Genomic DNA, 19,168 nt, shown 5'->3' with positions numbered 1-19,168 from the left:
GATCCGCCCGTCGTTCGTTCCAGGGCACGCCTGTGCACGCGAGAGGGAGTCACAACAGTGGGAGATCGGCCGCAGGGACAGCAGCTCAGCTTCGACGCCGTCGACCGCGATGCCCCGTCACGGGCAGCTCTCGACGCCGACGAAATGCAGCCGGGCCTGTTCCCGGACGATTCGGTGCCCGACGAGCTCGTCGGCTACCGCGTGCCCATCGCCTGCCAGATCGCCGGCATCACCTACCGTCAGCTCGACTACTGGGCGCGGACCAACCTGGTCGTTCCGTCCATCCGGGGCGCGGCAGGCTCGGGCAGCCAACGGCTCTACTCGTTCAAGGACATCCTGGTCCTGAAGATCGTCAAGCGCCTGCTCGACACGGGTATCTCGCTGCAGAACATCAGGGTGGCGGTCGACCACCTCCGCGAACGCGGGGTGCGGGACCTGGCGAAGATCACCCTGTTTTCCGACGGCACGACCGTGTACGAGTGCACCTCACCGGAAGAGGTGGTCGATTTACTGCAGGGCGGGCAGGGAGTGTTCGGCATCGCGGTGAGCGGCGCCATGCGGGAGCTGACCGGCAGCATCGCCGACTTCCCGGCTGAGCGGGCGGACGGTGGCAACGTGGAACAGCGACCCGAGGACGAGCTGGCCTCCCGCCGCCGCGAACGCGTCAATCGGCGGATCGGGTAGACGCTCGTCACACGAAACATCCGCGGCCTCGGTGCTACCAGGCGTTCCGGTGCCCTAGAATCGGGGGTGCGTCGCCGCCGTGCGGGAGAGTTCCGGACCTGTTCCGGGCGCCGAAGGAGCAGCACCTCCCCGTCAATCTCTCAGGCATCGAGGACCGTACGGGCACCGACGTCTCTGGAAAGCGGTGGGAGCACCCACCCGCCCACGGGGAAAGGGCCGGTTCGTTCCGGTACCGAATCTCTCAGGCGCTCGCTCGACGAGCTCGCGACAGAGGGGGAGGACACGCACCGTGCGACCCTTGCCCGGATGCGGACCTCCGACCTCAGGGAGTCGCGATGACCGATGCTGCCACGTACACCTTCGCCGACCGCCACGTCGGCCCCGACGCGGCGGGCTTGCGCCGCATTCTCGACGTCGTCGGCGTCGAATCCCTCGACGAACTGGCCGCGAAGGCGGTGCCGGCCGGCATTCTCGACGCCCGGACCGACGGGGTCGCGGACGGGCTCGAGTCGCTCGACGCGCCGATGTCGGAACACGAGGTGCTCGAGGCCCTGCAGGAACTCGCCGGGCGGAACACCGTTGCGACGTCGATGATCGGTCAGGGGTACTACGGCACGCTGACTCCGCCGGTTCTGCTCCGCAACATCATCGAGAATCCCGCCTGGTACACGGCATACACCCCGTACCAGCCAGAGATCAGCCAAGGGCGCCTCGAAGCCCTCCTCAATTTCCAGACCATGGTCTCGGACCTGACCGGCATGGAGGTCGCCAACTCGTCGATGCTGGACGAGGCGACCGCCGCTGCGGAGGCGATGACGCTGCTCGCCCGCGCGAACCGCAAGTGCCGGAGCACGCGCGTCGTCGTGGACACCGACCTGTTCGCTCAGACCGCGGCGGTCCTCGCGACCCGGGCGGAACCCCTGGGAATCGAGATCGTCACCGCGAATCTCGTCGACGACGGTCTGCCCGAGGGAGAATTCTTCGGGGTGATCCTGCAGATCCCGGGTGCCTCCGGCCGGGTGTTCGACGCAAGTCCCCTGGTCGAGGCGGCACACGAGCGTGGCGCCCTCGTCGCGGTGGGGGCGGACCTGCTGGCCCTGACCCTGCTCACCCCGCCCGGCGAACAGGGCGCGGACGTATGCTTCGGCACCACCCAACGCTTCGGCGTGCCCATGGGATTCGGCGGGCCGCATGCGGGTTACCTCGCGGTGCACGCCGCCCATGCCCGCAACCTGCCGGGCCGGCTCGTCGGCGTCTCGGTCGACGCCGACGGGGCGCCGGCGTACCGGCTGGCGCTGCAGACGCGTGAGCAGCACATCCGCCGCGAGAAGGCGACCAGCAACATCTGCACCGCGCAGGTGCTCCTCGCGGTCCTTGCCGCAATGTACGCGTCGTACCACGGCGCCGAGGGTCTGGCCGGGATCGCGACCCGCGTGGCGGGCCAGGCCGCCCGGCTCGCGGCGTCGCTGCGAGCCGCCGGCCTCGAGGTGGTGCACGACCACTTCTTCGACACCGTTCTGGTCCGCGTTCGCGGCCGCGCCGACGCGGTGGTCGCGGCGGCGCTCGAGGCGGGCATCAACGTCCGGCGGGTCGACGGGGACCAGGTGGGGATCTCGTGCGACGAGGCGACCCGCGACGCCGATGTGGCTGCAGTTCTCGCCGCGTTCGGGGCGGAGGACACCGCGGCGGAAGCCGCTCCCGCCCTTCCCCGGCACCTCGCGCGCACGAGCGTGTACCTGCAGCACGAGGCGTTCACCCGGTACCGTACCGAGACCGCGATGATGCGGTACCTGCGCCGCCTGTCCGACATGGACCTCGCCCTGGACCGCACCATGATCCCGCTGGGTTCGTGCACGATGAAGCTCAATGCCGCCACGGAGATGGAGGCGATCACCTGGCCCGGGTTCTCGGCGCTCCATCCGTTCGCCCCGGCGGATCAGACGGCGGGCATCCGCCGACTCATCGCGGACCTGGAAGGATGGCTTGCCGCGGTGACCGGGTACGACGCGGTGAGCCTGCAGCCGAACGCCGGTAGCCAGGGCGAGTACGCCGGGCTTCTGGCGATCCGCCACTACCACCTGAGCCGGGGCGACGAGCATCGCGACACCTGCCTGATCCCGTCGAGCGCCCACGGCACCAACGCCGCCTCCGCCGTCATGGCCGGCATGCGGGTGGAGGTCGTGGCGTGCCGTTCGAACGGTGACGTGGACCTCGACGATCTGCGCGCGAAGATCGCCGATCACGCCGAACGCCTCGCCGCGATCATGATCACGTACCCGTCGACCCACGGTGTCTACGAGCACGAGATCGCCGACATCTGCGGCGCCGTGCACGACGCCGGTGGCCAGGTGTACATCGACGGCGCCAACCTGAACGCTCTCGTCGGTCTGGCACGACCCGGCAAGTTCGGCGGCGACGTGAGCCATCTGAACCTGCACAAGACCTTCTGCATCCCGCACGGCGGCGGTGGTCCCGGGGTGGGGCCGATCGGCGTGCGCGCACACCTGGTGCCGTTCCTGCCCGGACACCCGGCGGAGCCGGGCCTCGGTGGGGGCGGGCCGGTGTCGGCGGCGCCGTTCGGATCTGCATCCATCCTCCCGATCACGTGGGCGTACATCAAGCTGATGGGGGCGCAGGGCCTGCGGCGGGCTTCGCTGACCGCGATCGCGTCGGCGAACTACATCGCGCGCCGGCTCGACGAGTACTTTCCTGTCCTGTACACGGGTGAGAACGGCATGGTGGCGCACGAGTGCATCCTCGATCTGCGGCCGCTGACGAAGGACACGGGGGTCACCGTCGACGACGTCGCGAAGCGTCTGGCGGACTACGGCTTCCACGCGCCCACCATGAGCTTCCCCGTCGCGGGCACCCTCATGGTCGAGCCCACCGAGAGCGAGGACCTGTCCGAGCTGGACGCGTTCATCGACGCGATGATTGCCATCCGCGCCGAGATCGACCGGGTCGGGGCAGGGGAGTGGCCGGTGGACGACAACCCGCTGCGCGGGGCGCCGCACACCGCCCAGTGCCTGGTGGGGGAATGGACCCACCCCTACAGCCGCGAAACCGCGGTGTACCCGCTGGGGCAGGGGCGCGCGAAGGTGTGGCCTGCGGTGCGGCGCATCGACGGGGTGTACGGGGATCGGAACCTCGTGTGTTCGTGCCCGCCGTTGGAGGCCTACAGCAGCTGACCGAGCCCTCGGGGGTGAGCCGCTCCGGCAGCTCACCCCCCGAAAACCCGTGGACAATATTCCGCACAATACGGAAACGAATGAATATCAGAACTAGTCCCCACCAAAGCACATCAGGTCACCCAAAAAATCCTCAGACAAGAGACGCGTTCAGTTGCAGAATCGCCACTTCCGGAGGCGTGGCAATGCGTACCGGCGGCCCCCAGGCGCCGGTCCCGCGGGAGGTGTAGACGAGCGTGTCTCCGAACCGGTCGAGACCGGTCACCGTCGGTTGCTGCAGGGGCACGACGTATCCGAGCGGCCACATCTGTCCGCCGTGCGTGTGCCCGGACAACTGCAGGTCCACGCCGTGGTCGCGCGCCTCGAACACGTGCCGGGGCTGGTGGGCGGCCAGGAGAACGAAGCGTTCGGGATCGCGGTCCTGCAGTGCCGCGGTCAGATCCGCTTCGTTCGGGGCAGGCGCCGAATAGTCGTGGATGCCGGCGAGGTCGATCGCATCACCCCCGCGCTCGAGGGTGACCCGTTCGTTGCGGAGGGCGCGTACCCCGAGGGTTTCCCAGAAATCCAGCCAGGACATCGCGTCGTCGGCGTAGTACTCGTGGTTGCCGCTGACGCCGTAGACCCCGAGTGGGGCCCGCAGGTCGGCGAGGGGCGCCAGGTCGGGCCCGACGAGGGCGATGGTGCCGTCGGTGAGGTCTCCGCCCAGCACGATCAGGTCCGGCTGCTGTGCGTTGACGAGATCCACCGTGCGACGGGTGAACTCGCGGCCGCGGGACGGGCCGACGTGCAGGTCGGTGACGAGAGCGACGCGCAGTCCCTCGAATCCGGTCGGGAGCCGGCGCAGGGGGATCCGGGTGTGCACGATCCGGGGCCGAGCCGCCTCGACGGTCCCGTAGCCGACGGCGGCGACCGCCCCGACGGCCAGCGCACCCGTCGCGATCTGCAGAGCTCGTCGCCTGGAAGGATCCGGCGGAGGGACGTCGTCGCGCCGGAACCGGCGTACCGTGCGTGCAGCGAGGCAGACGATCCCGATCAGGAGCGTCCCGAGAACCAGGTACAGCACGACGCCGAGCCACGTCCAGCCGAGGAATCCGAACGGGCGGGCCCAGCGCGGATCGAGTGATGTGCCGCTCTGCGCACCGATCAGTGCGACGACGAGGAGGACACCGAGTGCGGTGTTCGCGGCGATCGCCGCGCGGCCGCGCAGGCCGGGGGCGCGGACGAGACGGCGGTGGAGCCAGAAGGTGATGAGGGCGAGGAACGTCCCCGCGACGAGTAGTCGGATCACGGTGTCAGGACATCAACTTTCGGACGGCGGCGGAGAGTTCGGGGCCGTCGGTCGTGGCGACGGAGACGAGTGCGCCGCCGGTGCGGTCGGCGAGGGTCTGCAGAGTATTGCGGTCGGTGTCGTCGCCGAGGGCCACGACGTCGATCCGGACGGGCCGGCCGGGGTCGCCGGCGGCGGTGACGAGGTCGAGGATGCGCTGGCGTGTGGTGCCGTCGTCGTTGGCGCTGTCGGTGATCAGGAGGACGGAGTTGGGCCGGCCGGGTGTGAAGTTGCGGACGGCGTCGACGTAGGCGGCGGCCAAGGACTGGTAGACGGCGGAGCCGTCGGCGGTGCTGGTGCCGCTCAGGGCGGTGGTCAGAGCGGTGCGCTGGTCCGCGGTGAGCGCGCCGCGCTCCACCGTGGAGCGGTACGGGGTGGTGCCGTCGAGGTTGTCGGCGAAGATCCACAGGGCGAGGCTCGAGGCGTCCGGCGACCGGTCCACGTGCTGGTCGAGGGCGGCGGCGAGGTGAGCGAGACGGGTGTCGTCGCCCTCGACGGTGTCCATGGACGTGGAGGTGTCGAGAAGGATCGTGGTGGTGCGGGGCGCCACCGGTGCGCGCCGGTGGTCCAGGAGGATGTCGGCGACGGCCGGGTCGGCGCGGTTCAGGGTCTGCGCAATGCGGGGGAAGGGAACCGCGTCGCTACGGGGGGCGGGCTGACCGTCGACCCGGAACCCGGCGTCGGCCAGGGCGCGGGCGGCGTCGGGTTCGCGTAGGTAGCCGGCCAGTGCGGCGGCCGCGCGGGCGAGTGTCTCGTCGACCCATGGGGCGTCGATCACGGCGGCGGGGAAGTCTGCGGTGGGGGTGGGGCCGGCGGGTACGAACTCGGCGAGGCCGGGGGCTCCGCCGGACGTGACCGCTGTGTGCAGCTGTTGCTCGGTGATCGGTACGGCGTGCACGGTGCCGTCCGCGCCGGGTGCGTCGGCGAGGGTGTCCAGGGCTGCGGCGGTGGTCGGTCCGGCGCCGAGGGTGTCGGCGCCGAGTGCGAGGGCACCGACCGCAGAGGTGGCTGCTGGGGAAGCGGCTTGTTCGACGGTCAGGGGGCCGGGTCCGGCGTCGGTGACCGCCGCGGCGACGGCCTCGAGGGCGGGTGTGGTGGCGTCCGTGTCGGGACCGGTGGGCAGGGCGAGGCGGAGACCGTTCCAGCCGTCGAGGCCCAGACCGGCGAGGACGCTGCCGTCGGACTGGAGGGAGGGCAGTTGACGCCAGCCGGTGCCTGCGGCGTCGAGGGCACGCTCGAGTTCGGCGGGGACGGCCAGCACGATGGGGGATGTGGCGAGGGAGCGGGACTGCCCGTCGAGGGCCTGTGCCGCGCGCGCGGTGGCGTCGCTGCTGAAAGGGACCCAGAGGGCGGGCGGGGGGCCGAGGGCGGGGTCCCAGCGGGGATCGGCCGGTGGGGCGTCCTCGGCGGTGAGGGCGGTGGTGGCCGGGGCGGTGGCGACGGCGGTGACGCGTACGTCGATGCAGTGGTCGCGGACGACGGGGCGGGTGTCGGTGACCCAGCGGGCGGCGAGGGTGGTCAGTGTGGGGGCGACGGCGGGATCTGCGGCGACGTCGAGGAGCGCGTCGCCCTCGACGCAGGTCTGCGCGGCTTCGGTCGCCTGCTCGTCGATGCGTTCGCGCAGGCGGAACCAGCCGACGACGGCGAGGACGAGGACGAGTGCCACGGCGACGGCAATGATCGGGCCCTTGCTCACGCCTCTGGCGCGACCCGTTCCGCGATGTCGACCCACGTGTTTCCTGCCTGTCGTCGTGTCTGCCCCCGCCGTTCCCGGAGTCTAGTGATCGGCTGTGAGACACCACGGCCCCCGATCCACTGTGGATCGGGGGCCGTGGCTGGGGGTCAGGCTCGGCGGCCGTGGGCGGCCTTGAACTCGAGGCGGCGCCGGTGCAGGATCGGCTCGGTGTAGCCGCTGGGCTGCGTGGTGCCTTCGAGGATCAGTTCCTTGGCTGCCTGGAAGGCGATGCTGGAGTCGAAGTCCGGGGCCATCGGCAGGTAGGTCGGGTCGCCGGCGTTCTGCCGGTCGACGACCGGTGCCATGCGCTGCAGGGCGGTCACGACGTCGTCGGCGGTGACGATACCGTGGTGGATCCAGTTGGCGAGCAGCTGGCTGGAGATGCGCAGGGTGGCGCGGTCCTCCATGAGGGCGATGTCGTGGATGTCGGGCACCTTCGAGCAGCCGACGCCCTGGGAGATCCACCGCACGACGTAGCCGAGGATGGACTGGCAGTTGTTGTCGAGTTCCTCGCGCTTCTCCTCGTCGGTCCAGTCGGTGGACGGGGCGAGCGGGATGGTGAGGATGTCGTCGACGGTGGCGCGACGCTTGCCTTTCAGCTCGTCCTGCACGCCGAACACGTCGACCTGGTGGTAGTGGGTGGCGTGCAGGGTCGCTCCGGTGGGCGAGGGCACCCAGGCGGTGTTGGCGCCGGCGCGGGGCTGGCCGATCTTCTGTTCGAGCATGTCTGCCATGAGGTCGGTCATCGCCCACATGCCCTTGCCGATCTGGGCCTTGCCCTGCAGCCCGCACGCGAGCCCGGTGTCGACGTTCCAGTCCTCGTAGGCAAGAATCCACTGCTGCTTCTTCATCTCGGCCTTGCGGACCATGGCGCCGGCCTCCATGGAGGTGTGGATCTCGTCGCCGGTGCGGTCGAGGAAGCCGGTGTTGATGAACACCACGCGCTCGCTGGCCTCCTTGATGCAGGCCTTCAGGTTGACGGTGGTGCGGCGTTCCTCGTCCATGATGCCGACCTTGAGGGTGTTGGCCGGCAGGCCCAGGACCTCTTCGACCCGGCCGAACAGTTCGGTGGTGAAGGCGACCTCTTCGGGGCCGTGCTGTTTGGGCTTGACGATGTAGATCGAGCCGGTGCGGGAGTTGATCAGCGGGCCGGTCGCGTCGCCGACGGACAGGCCGTGCACGGCGGCGAGGCTGGTGATCAGCGCGTCGAGGATGCCCTCGGGGACCTCGTTGCCGTCGGCGTCGAGCACGGCCGGGTTGGTCATCAAATGCCCGACGTTGCGGACGAACAGCAGCGACCGTCCGTGCAGGGTGAGTTCGGAGCCGTCGGGGGCGGTGTAGACGCGATCAGCCTCGAGGGCGCGGGTGAAGGTCTTGCCGCCCTTGGCGATCTCCTCGGCGAGGTCGCCGCGGTTGAGTCCGAGCCAGTTGCGGTAGCCGACGACCTTGTCCTCGGCGTCGACGGCGGCGACCGAGTCTTCGAAGTCCATGATGGTGGTGACCGCGGATTCGAGGACGACGTCCTTGACGCCGGCGGCGTCGGTGCTGCCGATCGGGGAGTCCGGGTCGATCAGGATCTCGACGTGCAGGCCGTGGTTGCGCAGCAGCACCGCGGTGGGGGCGGTCTGGTCGCCGAGGTAGCCGGCGAACTTCTCCGGCTGGGCCAGGGTGGTGGTCGTGCCGTCGGCGAGTTCGATCTTCAGCTCGGCGCCGTCGACGAAGTACCGGGTCGAGTCGGTGTGCGATCCGGTGGCGAGGGCGGCGGCGGTGTCGAGGAAGTCCCGGGCCCAGGCGATGACCTTGTCGCCGCGGACCTTGTTGTAGCCGGTGCCCTTCTCCGCGCCGCCTTCTTCGGAGATGGCATCGGTGCCGTAGAGGGCGTCGTAGAGCGAGCCCCAGCGGGCGTTGGAGGCGTTGAGGGCGAAGCGGGCGTTGAGCACCGGCACCACCAGCTGCGGGCCGGCGGTGGTGGCGATCTCGGTGTCGACGCCCGAGGTGGTGACCTGGAAGTCGGCGGGCTCGGGCACGAGGTAGCCGATGTCCTCGAGGAACGCCTTGTAGGCGGCGGCGTCGTGCGCCTGGCCCTTGCGGTCGCGGTGCCAGGTGTCGATCTGTGTCTGCAGTTCGTCCCGCTTGGCGAGCAGGGCGCGGTTGCGGGGGGCGAGATCGTGGATCACCTTGTCCGCGCCGGCCCAGAACGCGGCCGCGTCCACCCCGGTGCCGGGGATCGCCTCGTCGACGACGAAGTCGTAGAGCACCTTGGCGACCTGGAGTCCACCGACTTGCACGCGTTCAGTCATTACCTGCCTCACTCTTTCCGGGACCTGTGCGCTCGCGTCGGCGGTGCCGACGGGCAGCACGACGAACAGCACTCACGTTACCCGCCGGTAGTTTCGGTCGGTTCGACCCGCCGCCGGCGGTACATCGATTCAGCAGCTCCTCTCCAGGGCCGCGGCGCGATGGTGAGCGCCGACTGCTTCCGGGCGCACTGTGCGCGCCCGGAAGCAGTCTCGATCGTGATCGGCGAGTAGCCGTAATCGCTCAGATCATACGGGGTGGTCCGGGAACCCGGCCCGCCCGGGCGGGCCGGGCGAGCCGGGGGCTCATGCCGCTTGCCGGGCGTCGAGCAGTCCGGTGAGGTTGGCGAGGGCGGGGCGGACGTGAGTGGCGAATCGTCTCGTCGCTTCCCGGACGAGGGGCCGGTCGGCGCGGTGCCGGAGCCCCCGGGAGGTGTTGAGGCGGGAACGCTCGAGCCAGTCCGCCATGTCCGGTTCCTTGGACCATGCGTACTCGGCGTTCGTCTCGACGAGGGTTCCGCGGATCCAGTCGAGAGGGACGTCCGGTAGCCGGTTCGGTGGGCAGAGCCGGTTCTTCTCGACCAGGTCCCGGCCGGTGGCCTCCACGAATCCGACGAGGGCGGCATTGAACGGGATGAGCCCGGTACGGACAGGCTGCAAGGTGATACGGCCCTGCTGGAAGATCGGGACGGCCGGGGCCGGGTTCAAGCCCGGGGCGGCGCAGTGGACGTGCAGGTGGCCGGGCCCGGTGCGGATCGTGCCGCGGTCGAGCACGATCGCGTCGTGTTCGATGCGTCGCACATGCCCGAGCCGGACGACGTCCTCGATGCGGCGGAGTTGCTCGAGTTCGGCGGTGCTGACGGTCGGGCCCTTGTACATGGTGGGGATGGCGTGCTCGTCGACGCGCAGCAGCTGTTCGCTCGCCTCGAGCCGGGCGAACAGCTCGGCCGGCGTCCTCGCCCGGGCGGCGGCTTCCATCTGCCGGGCCAGACCCTCGATCAAGTCGTCGACCAGTTCCCCACCCTGGGCGAACCGTCGGTTGCGCAGCCACGCCTCCCGGGGTTTGATCCACTGGATCGCATCCGGGGGCAGGCCGAGTTGCAGCAGCCACAGGCACGCGTCCATCGCGGTCTTGCCCGCCCCGATGATCACGAACCGTTCGGGCGGTTCGTCGACGCGCGCGAGGGCGTCGACGGGGACGCAGCGGACGCCGGGGGCCACGTCGAACGGTGGTGTGAACGTTGCGGGTATCGCGGGCTCGAGGTAGGTGGCGTCGACGAGGGCGGTGCGGACCTTCACCTCGTACCGGTCGGGGGAGATCCGGGAGACGAAGCGGTGGTCACCGACGTATTCGCTCATGGGGAAGTAACGCACCGCTCCGGATGTCAGCAGATTTCTGCGCATGACACGGTCGAAGTATGCACAGATCTCCGGTGCGCTCGCCTGTTCGTACATGCCGCGGTTGGGGCCGGTGCGGTCGATGACGTCCGTCCCGAGCTGCAGCGAGTTGACGCCGTAGTACGCGGACGGCTGGTGCAGCCGTACGAACGGGTAGGCCTCGTTCCAGTGCCCGCCCGGGGCGTGACGCCGGTCCACCATGACGACGTCCGCGTCGGAATCGGTGATCACTGCGTCCGCGAACGCCATGCCGGCCGCGCCGCAGCCGATCACCAGATAGTCCGTTTCCAGCCTGTGCGTGGGCATGTCCGTTCCTCTCCGATCCGAGCAGGTGCGATTGCGGGCTACCGGTCGGACGCGGCGGGCCGGATGTTCTGGTTGATGTGGAAGACGTTGTCCGGGTCGTAGCGCCGCTTGATCCGGGTGAGCCGGTCGTAGTTGCCCCGGTAGGCGGCTTCGACCCGGTCCTGTCCTTCGCTCATCAGGAAATTGACGTAGGCGCCGCCGGCTGAGGTCGGGTGCAGCTGCTCCCAGTAGTCGCGAGCCCACCGGGTGATGAGGCCGGCGTTGGCGGGGTCGGGGTCGACGCCGACGATGACCCCCGCCCATCCGCCGCCCCGGTACGCGAAGGGAGTCGCGTCCTCGGGGACGCGGCTGGTGGCGCCGTCGATGGGATAGAGGTGCATGGTGGAGTGACCGGTCGGCAGCTGCTGCCCGTACCGGCAGTGCACGTCGATCGCGGCGTCGGTGATCTCGTCGAAGAAGTCCGCCCGCCAGTACCACTGCAGGCCGGGCGGGTAGAGGGCGTCGAACGCGCTCTGCAGGGCAGTGAAGGGCATCTCGTGCAGGCCGACCAGCAGCGGCGAGCCGTAGGTCCGGACGGGGTCGAGCACCTCGTCGGCCTTGGCGTGCGGTCCGGTGTAGCACCAGACGATGCCGCAGCACCTGCGGCCCCACAGGTCCTCGGGGAACGGGGCGGCGGGCGGGACGGTGAGCAGCGCGATCCAGCCGTTGAGTTCCTCCGGGAGCGCCGGCAGCAGTTCCCGGTACCAGCGCATGACGTCGGCGGTGTCGGCGAGGTCGTAGAGCACCGGGCCGCCGACGACAATGCCGGCTTCGCCGATGTCGTGGCAGCGGAAGGTGAAGGAGGTCACGATGCCGAAGTTCCCGCCGCCGCCGCGCAACGCCCAGAACAGGTCGCTGTGGGAGCTCTCGTCGGCTGTCACGAGCGTGCCGTCGGCGAGGACCACATCGGCGGACAGAAGGTTGTCGACGGTCAGCCCGAAGCGCCGGGAGAGGTACCCGATGCCGCCCCCGAGGGTCAGCCCACCCACACCTGTGGACGAGAGGAAGCCGGACGGGGTGGCCATGCCGAAGGCGACCGTGGCGTGGTCGACGTCGCCCCAGGTGCATCCGCCGTCGACTCGGACGGTGTGGTGTGCCGGATCGACTGTGGTACTGCACATCAGTGACAGGTCGACGACGAGCGCGTCGTCCCACACGCCGAGGCCGCCGGCGTTGTGCCCGCCGCCGCGCACGGCCAGGGTGAGCGCGTGGGCGCGGCCGAAGCGGACGCAGGAAACGACGTCGGCGGCGTCCCGGCAGCGTGCGATCGCCGCGGGGTGTTTGTCGATCATGCCGTTGTAGACGGCACGCGCCGTGTCGTAACGGGTGTCGTCGGGGGTGATCAGCTCGCCGCGCAGGGTCGCGGCCAGGTCGTCGTACGGCACAGCGCCGGCCGGTCGGGTCGAGATGGTGGTCACGGGAGTCCCTTTCGGGTCGGTCGCTCGCCGGTGCGGGCGTTGTACCGTCGACCCTAGGAAGAGGGCGTTCGCGCAGCGTTCGAGTGCGCGCAGCCGGTCACCGGGCCGGGGGAACGCCCGGGAGCGGCAGGTCGACGCCGTGCTCGGCGAGGTCCCGCGCGCAGCGCCGGAGCAGGGCGGCACTGCCGTGGGCGGCCGCGGTCCGGGCGGCGGCGCGCAGCCGCGTGATCGCGGCGTCGTGGTCGTCGTGCGCCGCGCGCATCCGCATCACCTCGGGCAGCCACCACAGGTCGTCGCGGGCCTGTCCGGCGACGATGGCGGCGTCGAGCGCGGCCCGGGCGGCGCCGGGATCTCCTTCCCGCACCGACAGGTCGGCGAGCAGCGAGAGCCAGTACGGCATCCGGGCGAACGAACCGGCCGATCGGAGCGTGTCGATGCCGCGCCGCGTCTGCGCGAGGCCGGCCTCGCCGCCGCGGGACCACCCGTCGAGAATCAGCGCCCATTCGCTGTAGTAGGCGAATCCGTACCGGGTGCACAGGTCGGTCAGTTCCGCGACGGCGGCGTCGAGGGCGGCGCGGTCTGCCCGGAGGTGGTGGGTGATGCCGCTGTAGGCCAGGGCGACGGCCAGGCTGTAGGGATGGTCGATCGTCCGGGCCAGCCGGACAGCCTCGGTGCAGCAGGTCAGGGCGGCGTCGGTGTGGCCGAGCAGCCAGTGGGCGTGGGCCGCCCAGGCGCTGCCGTGCACGTCGGGCCGGGTGCCGACGGTCAACGAGGGAGCGCCCCGGGTCAGTGCGGCCGCACGGTCGAAGTGGTGGAGCGCCTCCTCGGGGCGGCCGAGTTCGACGGCCGAACCGGCGAATGCGAAGTGGGCCGATCCGCGCAGCGGGGAGCCGGGGTCGACGAGAGTCAGTGCGCGGGTCGCGACCTCGTGGGCGCCGGCGATGTTTCCCTGCACGAACCGCGACGACCAGAGGCCGACGAGGCCGGCCAGGAGGGAGTCCTTGCGGCCGAGGGATTCGGCCAGCCGGATCGAGCGCTCGAGGGTCTGCTGTAGTTCGGGGGAGGAGTAGCCGTATCCGGCGTTGAGCGGCGCCGCCATCGCTTCGCGGACGGCGAGTTCCTGCAGGGCGGCGCTGCGCCCCTCGAGTTGGGTGCGGGCAATGGCGAGTGCCTTCTTGTGCAGTCGGATCGCCTCGGTGTGGGCGAAGGTGCTCGAGGCGACATCGGCCGCGCGACGGTAGTAGGTCACGGCCCGGTCCGGTCGTCCCCCGCGGGCGTACTGCTCGGCGAGTTGCGCCGAGACGCTGTCGCTGTCGTCGGCGTGCAGCAGTTCGAGGCTCTGCGCGAGACGGCGGTGCAGCAGCCAGCGTTTGGGTGGGCTGATCCGGGCGTAGGCGGCGTCGCGGAGCAGGTCGTGGGAGAAGTCGTAGCCGTCGTGGAACTGTCGCAGGATTCTGCGTTGCCACAGCTCGTCGACGGCGCGCACCACGGCGTCGGCGTCGAGGTCGCTGGCCTCGGTGAGCAGGTCGAGGGTGAAGTCGCGGCCTACCGCCGCGGCGAGTCCGGCGACGTCCCGTGCGGCGGGGCTCACCTGCCCGATCCGGTCGTGCAGCACGTCGGTCAGGCTGCCGGCGGGGGCGCGGCCCGGTCCGCTGTGCATCGCTTCGACGATGTAGAGCGGGAAGCCACCGGTGGTCGCGTGCAGTAGTTCGGTGGCCTGCGGGTCGAGCGGGCGCCCCCCGAGTGCTTCGGCCAGGCGGGCGGTGCCGGAGGCCTCCAGGGGCCGTAGTGGCAGGTCGGTGAGCAGGCCGGCGGTCCGCATGCGGACCGCCCATTGCTCGAGGTCTCGGCTCTCGTCGGTGTCGTCGGTGCGGGCGGTCGCGGCCACCATCAGGGGTGCGTCGGGGGTCAGGGACAGGCAGAACGTCAGGAACGTCAGTGTCTCCGGGTCGCACCACTGGATGTTGTCGAGGGTGAGCAACACCGGGCGGCCGCCGCCGATCAGCGCCCGCGCCAGGCCTTCGAAGAATCGGAGGCGCTGCCAGGCGTCGACCATCGCCCGGAAGCCGGCGCCGGGGTCCGGGCGGGTCGTGCCGGACGGTACGAGCCTGTCGACTTCGGCGCGCCAGATCGGGTCGAGCGCGGCGAGCGCGGGCTGTACCGCGGGGGTACGGAGCCAGTCCGCTACGGGGGCGAGGGCGAGCCGTCCGGACGTTCCGAAGCACTGGGTGCCGGCCACCACCGCGGGTTGTGCGCGGGCTGTGGCGGCGAGTTCGGCGACCAGGCGGGTCTTGCCGACGCCGGCGCCGCCGGTGACGAGGACGAGGGTGGGGTGGCCGGCGGCCGCCGTGCGCCATGTCTCGTGCAGCCGGTGGAGTTCGCGGGTGCGTCCGACGAGTGCCGGGGCGGCGAGTTCGGGCCGCTTCGTCGCCGGTTCGGCGGTGGGGGCGGCGTGGGCGAGGAGGCGGTCGGCAAGTGTGCGCGTCGCCGGGTCCGGTGCTACCCCGAGTTCGCGTTCGAGGAGGGCTGCGCAGCGGTGATAGGTGCTCACCGCGCCGGCGCGGTCGCCGTGGTCGGCCTGCAGGTTCATCAGGGTGCGGTATCCGCTCTCTTCCAGGGGGCGGAGGTGGATCCGGCGGCGGACGGCGTCGATCGCCCCGGGGAGGTCGCCGGTGCGGGTCCGGATCCGGCACAGCAGATCGCACAGGTCGAGGCAGTGCCGTTCGAGATCCGAACGGGCTTCGAGGATCCAGTCGTCGTACATGCCGGGCAGCAGGGAGCCGCGGTATTCGGAGAGCGCCGTGGTGGCGTGCCGCAGCGCCGCGTCGTCGTCGCCGCTGGTCGCGGCTGCCCGGGCGGCGTGGTACTCGACGGTGAAGACCCGTAGGTCCACCCGGCTGGTCTCGGTGTCGCGCCAGCACAGGTCCCGCGGGGTCACCTCGACGGCCGGGTCGTCGTCGAGGGCACGGCGCAGGTGGTGCAGTTCGCGGCGCAGGTTGGTCAGGGCCTGGGCGGTGGTCGAGTCGGGCCAGAACAGGGGGGCGATGAGCTGGCGGGGCTGGGGAACTCCGGCGTGGAGGGCGAGGAAGGCAACCAGTGTCGTGCCGCGGGGGGACCGCGTCACGACGGCGCCGGTCGTGTCGTCGGTGATCGACTGCTCACCCAGGACGGAGACGTACAGCATCAGCTCGTGGCCTCTCCAGAGTTCAGCCTAGACCCGGCGGGTATCCCTCGTCGCGGGTGCCGCGCCGCGCGCCGGGGACGTCCCGGGACAGGGCGGGCAGCGGTGTCCGCTCAGCGGCCGGCGTGCTCCCGGTCGGCATCGAGCAACCGCCGGCACCGGTCGAGCAGCGCCGCGCGCAGCGTGATGGACCGCTCGGCCAGGGTCGTCTGCTCGCGGACGTACTCCGCCCGGCCGCGGGGTGTCTCGATCCGTATCGGCGGATAGCCGTATTCGCTCAGGTCGTACGGGCTGGCTCGCATGTCGAGTTCGCGGGCGGCGTAGGCCAGTTCGAAGCAGTCGACGGTCAGGTCCGCGTCGAGCAGCGGGGTGAGTTTGTAGCAGTATTTGTACAGGTCCATCGCGGCGTGCAGGCAGCCCGGTTGTTCCCGCCGTACCTGGTCGTCGCGGGTGAGTGGTTCGAGGTTGAGGGGCCCGGCGGCGGGGGTGAAGAACCGGTATGCGTCGTAATGCGTGCAGCGCAGCTGCAACGACTCGACGACGGCGTCGGTGCCGGTGTGCCCGAGGCGCAGCGGCACGGCACTGTGGCGGACGTCTTCGGGCCGAGTGCGGTAGAGCATCGCCCATTCGTGGAGACCGAAGCAGCCCAGGTGTGCCGGCCGGGAAGACGTGGCCTCGAGCAGGCCGGTGACGTAGCGGACGGTCTCGCGCCGTCGGGTCAGGTGGGCGGGGTCGGCCGTGACCCCGGTACCGGTGGCCCGGTAGCCCCGCAGGGCGGCGTACTCCGTCGATGCGGAGCCGGTGAGGGTGGTTCCGAAGCCGGGGTGCCAGCGCATGAGCTGGGACGGCGTGAAGCTGTAGTAGGTGAACAGGAAGTCGATCACCGGGTGGGTGGCGCCGCGCGCTCGCCGGTCGAGGTAGGGGCCGAGCAGCGTCGTCAGGCGGTGGCGGTGCCGCTCCCGGCGCGGCAGCCACTGCTCGGGTGCCAGGACCGTGGTCACGGTTCCCGCCCGTAACGAATGCATCGATGCTGCAATGATTTTATTGCGGTACCGGGCAGGCTGCGGCGGAGCCGACCGGCGGGCGTGGGGGTGGGGTTCACGGCGGGGTTCACGTCCGGGGTCCCGGTCCCGGGTCGGCCATCCGGTGGGTGGTGTCCCGCACGGTGCCGACGAACTGTTCGACGAGATCTTCGAGGGCGACGATGCCGATCAACGTCCCGTGCCCGTCGACGACTCCGCCGAGGTGGGAGCTGGTGCGCCGCAGCAGCGACAGGGCGTCGTCGAGTGGGGCGTCGACCGGCACCGGGGGCAGGGGCCGGATCTCGGCGGTCGCGATGAGGGTGTCCGGCCCCGCCGATTCGTCGCGCACGAGGTCGAGGACGTCCTTCAGGTGCAGATAGCCGGCCAGTTCCCCGTGTGCGGTCTCCGCCGGGTACCGGGAGTAGCCGGTCTCGGTGACGGCCTGCTCGACAGCTCCGAGTGTGGTGCCGGCCGGTCCGAGCGGGACCGTGCGGACCCCGGACAGGGGGATCGTCACGTCCGCGACGGTCCGTCCGCTGGTCTGGAGGGCCTGGGTCAGGCGCCGGTGTTCCTCCTCGTCGAGCAGTCCCTCCGAGCGGGATTCGCCGATCATCTCGGACAGTTCGAGCTCGGTGACGGTGACGTCCAGTTCGTCCTTCGGTTCCACCCGCAGCAGGCGCAGGCTGGCGTTGGCGCACAGGTTGTAGAACGCGATCAGTGGCCGGGCCACCTTCATGAACAGCAGGTGGGTCGGCACGAGCAGCATCGCCGAGCGCTCCGGTCCGGCGATGGCGATGTTCTTCGGAACCATCTCGCCGAGCAGGATGTGCAGCACCACGACGATCGTGAGGGCGAGCGCGAAACCGATCGGGTGCAGCAGGGAGTCCGGCACGCCGAGCGCGTGCATGGGTGTTTCGATCAGGTGCGCGATGGCCGGTTCGCCGACGCGGCCGAGCAGGATCGAGCAGATGGTGATCCCGAGCTGTGACCCGGCGAGCATGAGCGACAGATGCTCCCCGGCGCCGATGACGGTCTGGGCCCGTTTCTTACCCTGCCCGACGAGAGCTTCGAGCCGGTCGCGGCGAGCGGTGATGAGGGCGAACTCGGCGCCGACGAAGAAGGCGTTGCCGGCGAGGAGCAGCACGGTGAGCAGCACCGCGAGCCAGTCGTTCATCACCGGTCTCCGTTCTCGTGGCCGGGTGCGTGATCGTCCACGTCGGGGGGCTCGCCGGTGGGGACGAGCAGGACGCGGTCGATGCGGTGCCCGTCCATGTCGAGGACCCGGGCCCGCCAGCGGTGGTCGGCATCGCCCGGCCGGTGCGGCAGCAGCACCTCGTCGCCGGAGTCGGGGATCTGCCCGAGTTCGGTGAGGAGCAGCCCGCCGAGCGTCTCGTATTCGCCGTCCGGGGCGTGGTATCCCGTCAGGTGGGCGACTTCGTCGATGCGCAGCAGGCCCGAGCAGGACCAGCCCTGCTCGACGCGCTGCGCTTCGGGCTCGGGTTCGTCGTGTTCGTCGCGGACGTCGCCGACGATCTCCTCGATCAGGTCCTCCATGGTGACGATGCCGGCGGTGCCGCCGTATTCGTCGACGACGAGTGCGACCTGCATGCCGTCGGAGCGGACCCGTTCCATGACCGCGTCCCCGTCGAGGGTGGACGGCACGACGGGCACCTGCCGGGCAAGAGTGTGCAGCTGGGTGTGGGCGCGGCGCCGCGCGGGCACGGTGAACGCGTGCTTGACGTGGACGACGCCGACGGTGGCGTCGAGATCGCCGTCGACGACCGGGAAGCGGGAGTAGCCGGTGCGCGACGAGGCGTCGATGAGGTCGAGGACGGTGTCGTGGACGTCGAGGGACTCGATGGTGACGCGGGGGGTCATGAGATCTTCGGCGGTGCGTTCCCCGAAGCGCAGCGAGCGTCCCACGAGCAGCGCGGTGTTCTCGTCGAGGGCGCCGCGTTCCGCCGAGGCGCGCACCAGTGATCCGAGTTCCTCCGGGGAGCGCGCCGAGCGCAGTTCCTCGGCCGGTTCGATGCCCAGGCGCCGCACGATGCGGTTGGCGGCGCCGTTGAGTCCGCGGATCGCCCATTTGAAGATCAGTGAGAAGCCGGCCTGCAGGCCGGCGGTGGCGCGGGCGGTGGCCAGGGGCCGCGCGATGGCGAGGTTCTTCGGTACGAGCTCACCGAAGACCATCGAGAACGAGGTGGCGATGATCAGGGCCAGGGCCAGGGAGATGCCGGAGGCGAGGGCGGCGCCGAGTCCGGCTGCGCGCAGCAGCGGGTCGAGGAACCGGGCGAGGACCGGTTCGGCGAGGTAGCCGGTGATCAGGGTGGTGATGGTGATGCCGAGCTGGGCGCCGGAGAGCTGGAAGGACAGGGTGCGGTGGGCGTGCTGGACCTGGCGTGCGCGCAGGTCACCGTCGCGGGCGTGCGCGTCGACGGTGCTGCGTTCGAGGGCGGTGAGGGAGAATTCGGCCGCCACGAACACCGCGGTGCCCGCGGTCAGGGCGATGAACCCGATGAGGCTGAGGATGGACAGGAGGACGGACATCAGCACCGCTCCCGGGCCGGTGGCAA

General features: G+C 70.7%; 11 protein-coding genes and 1 riboswitch. Of the genes, 2 read left to right on the top strand and 9 right to left on the bottom strand.

Going from position 1 to position 19,168, the window contains the following annotated elements:
• The first annotated feature begins 57 nt into the window (after positions 1–57).
• Together ACM26Y_RS13175 and gcvP are read left to right on the top strand one after the other, a co-directional pair.
• Positions 58–684 (top strand): MerR family transcriptional regulator, encoded by a 627-nt coding sequence (locus tag ACM26Y_RS13175; RefSeq protein ID WP_003937271.1) that lies wholly within the window; start codon positions 58–60, stop codon positions 682–684.
• Positions 685–756: 72 nt separating this feature from the next.
• Positions 757–851, top strand: a riboswitch (glycine riboswitch).
• 168 nt (positions 852–1,019) lie between these two features.
• Entirely contained in the window at positions 1,020–3,872 is a 2,853-nt protein-coding gene (gcvP, locus tag ACM26Y_RS13170) for an aminomethyl-transferring glycine dehydrogenase (RefSeq protein WP_416061128.1), read from the top strand.
• A 133-nt stretch (positions 3,873–4,005) separates the two neighbouring features.
• Here the strand turns inward: gcvP and ACM26Y_RS13165 are convergent, their stop codons facing one another.
• The 9 genes from ACM26Y_RS13165 to ACM26Y_RS13125 all read right to left on the bottom strand — a co-directional run bounded on the left by ACM26Y_RS13165 (position 4,006) and on the right by ACM26Y_RS13125 (position 19,142).
• On the bottom strand, positions 4,006–5,160 hold the full coding sequence (locus ACM26Y_RS13165; protein ID WP_416061127.1) for a metallophosphoesterase: 1,155 nt from the start codon (positions 5,158–5,160) through the stop codon (positions 4,006–4,008).
• 4 nt (positions 5,161–5,164) lie between these two features.
• Positions 5,165–6,895, bottom strand: a complete 1,731-nt coding sequence (locus tag ACM26Y_RS13160; protein ID WP_416061126.1) for a substrate-binding domain-containing protein — start codon at positions 6,893–6,895, stop codon at positions 5,165–5,167.
• 146 nt (positions 6,896–7,041) lie between these two features.
• Positions 7,042–9,234 carry a malate synthase G gene (locus tag ACM26Y_RS13155; RefSeq protein WP_416061125.1) on the bottom strand — a complete coding sequence of 731 codons (2,193 nt, stop codon included), beginning with the start codon at positions 9,232–9,234 and terminating at the stop codon, positions 7,042–7,044.
• Between the two features lie 303 nt (positions 9,235–9,537).
• The gene (locus ACM26Y_RS13150; protein WP_416061124.1) at positions 9,538–10,935 is read right to left on the bottom strand and encodes a hypothetical protein; all 1,398 of its coding nucleotides are present in this window, start codon (positions 10,933–10,935) and stop codon (positions 9,538–9,540) included.
• Positions 10,936–10,973: 38 nt separating this feature from the next.
• The gene (locus ACM26Y_RS13145; protein WP_289382190.1) at positions 10,974–12,392 is read right to left on the bottom strand and encodes an FAD-binding oxidoreductase; all 1,419 of its coding nucleotides are present in this window, start codon (positions 12,390–12,392) and stop codon (positions 10,974–10,976) included.
• Between the two features lie 97 nt (positions 12,393–12,489).
• Positions 12,490–15,576, bottom strand: coding sequence for an ATP-binding protein (locus ACM26Y_RS13140; protein ID WP_416061123.1), 3,087 nt, complete (start codon positions 15,574–15,576; stop codon positions 12,490–12,492).
• Positions 15,577–15,686: 110 nt separating this feature from the next.
• The gene (locus ACM26Y_RS13135; protein ID WP_416061122.1) at positions 15,687–16,598 is read right to left on the bottom strand and encodes a 3-methyladenine DNA glycosylase; all 912 of its coding nucleotides are present in this window, start codon (positions 16,596–16,598) and stop codon (positions 15,687–15,689) included.
• Between the two features lie 85 nt (positions 16,599–16,683).
• Positions 16,684–17,769, bottom strand: coding sequence for a hemolysin family protein (locus tag ACM26Y_RS13130; protein WP_289381657.1), 1,086 nt, complete (start codon positions 17,767–17,769; stop codon positions 16,684–16,686).
• Positions 17,769–19,142 (bottom strand): hemolysin family protein, encoded by a 1,374-nt coding sequence (locus tag ACM26Y_RS13125; protein WP_416061121.1) that lies wholly within the window; start codon positions 19,140–19,142, stop codon positions 17,769–17,771. The genes ACM26Y_RS13130 and ACM26Y_RS13125 overlap by 1 nt, the downstream gene beginning before the upstream one ends.
• Positions 19,143–19,168 lie beyond the last annotated feature (26 nt).

Origin of the sequence: Rhodococcus indonesiensis, assembly GCF_047782815.1 — a bacterium.
Classification (GTDB): domain Bacteria; phylum Actinomycetota; class Actinomycetes; order Mycobacteriales; family Mycobacteriaceae; genus Rhodococcus; species Rhodococcus indonesiensis.
The sequence above is the reverse complement of the archived record's forward strand: the minus strand, read 5'-3'. Positions and strand labels throughout refer to the sequence as shown.

Excerpts from the sequence above, each read along its gene's own strand:
- gcvP (WP_416061128.1), top strand. The coding sequence starts at position 1,020 with ATGACCGATGCTGCCACGTACACCTTCGCCGACCGCCACGTCGGCCCC.
- ACM26Y_RS13140 (WP_416061123.1), bottom strand. The coding sequence starts at position 15,576 with ATGCTGTACGTCTCCGTCCTGGGTGAGCAGTCGATCACCGACGACACG.
- ACM26Y_RS13155 (WP_416061125.1), bottom strand. The coding sequence starts at position 9,234 with ATGACTGAACGCGTGCAAGTCGGTGGACTCCAGGTCGCCAAGGTGCTC.
- ACM26Y_RS13130 (WP_289381657.1), bottom strand. The coding sequence starts at position 17,769 with ATGAACGACTGGCTCGCGGTGCTGCTCACCGTGCTGCTCCTCGCCGGC.
- ACM26Y_RS13125 (WP_416061121.1), bottom strand. The coding sequence starts at position 19,142 with ATGTCCGTCCTCCTGTCCATCCTCAGCCTCATCGGGTTCATCGCCCTG.
- ACM26Y_RS13150 (WP_416061124.1), bottom strand. The coding sequence starts at position 10,935 with ATGCCCACGCACAGGCTGGAAACGGACTATCTGGTGATCGGCTGCGGC.
- ACM26Y_RS13135 (WP_416061122.1), bottom strand. The coding sequence starts at position 16,598 with ATGCATTCGTTACGGGCGGGAACCGTGACCACGGTCCTGGCACCCGAG.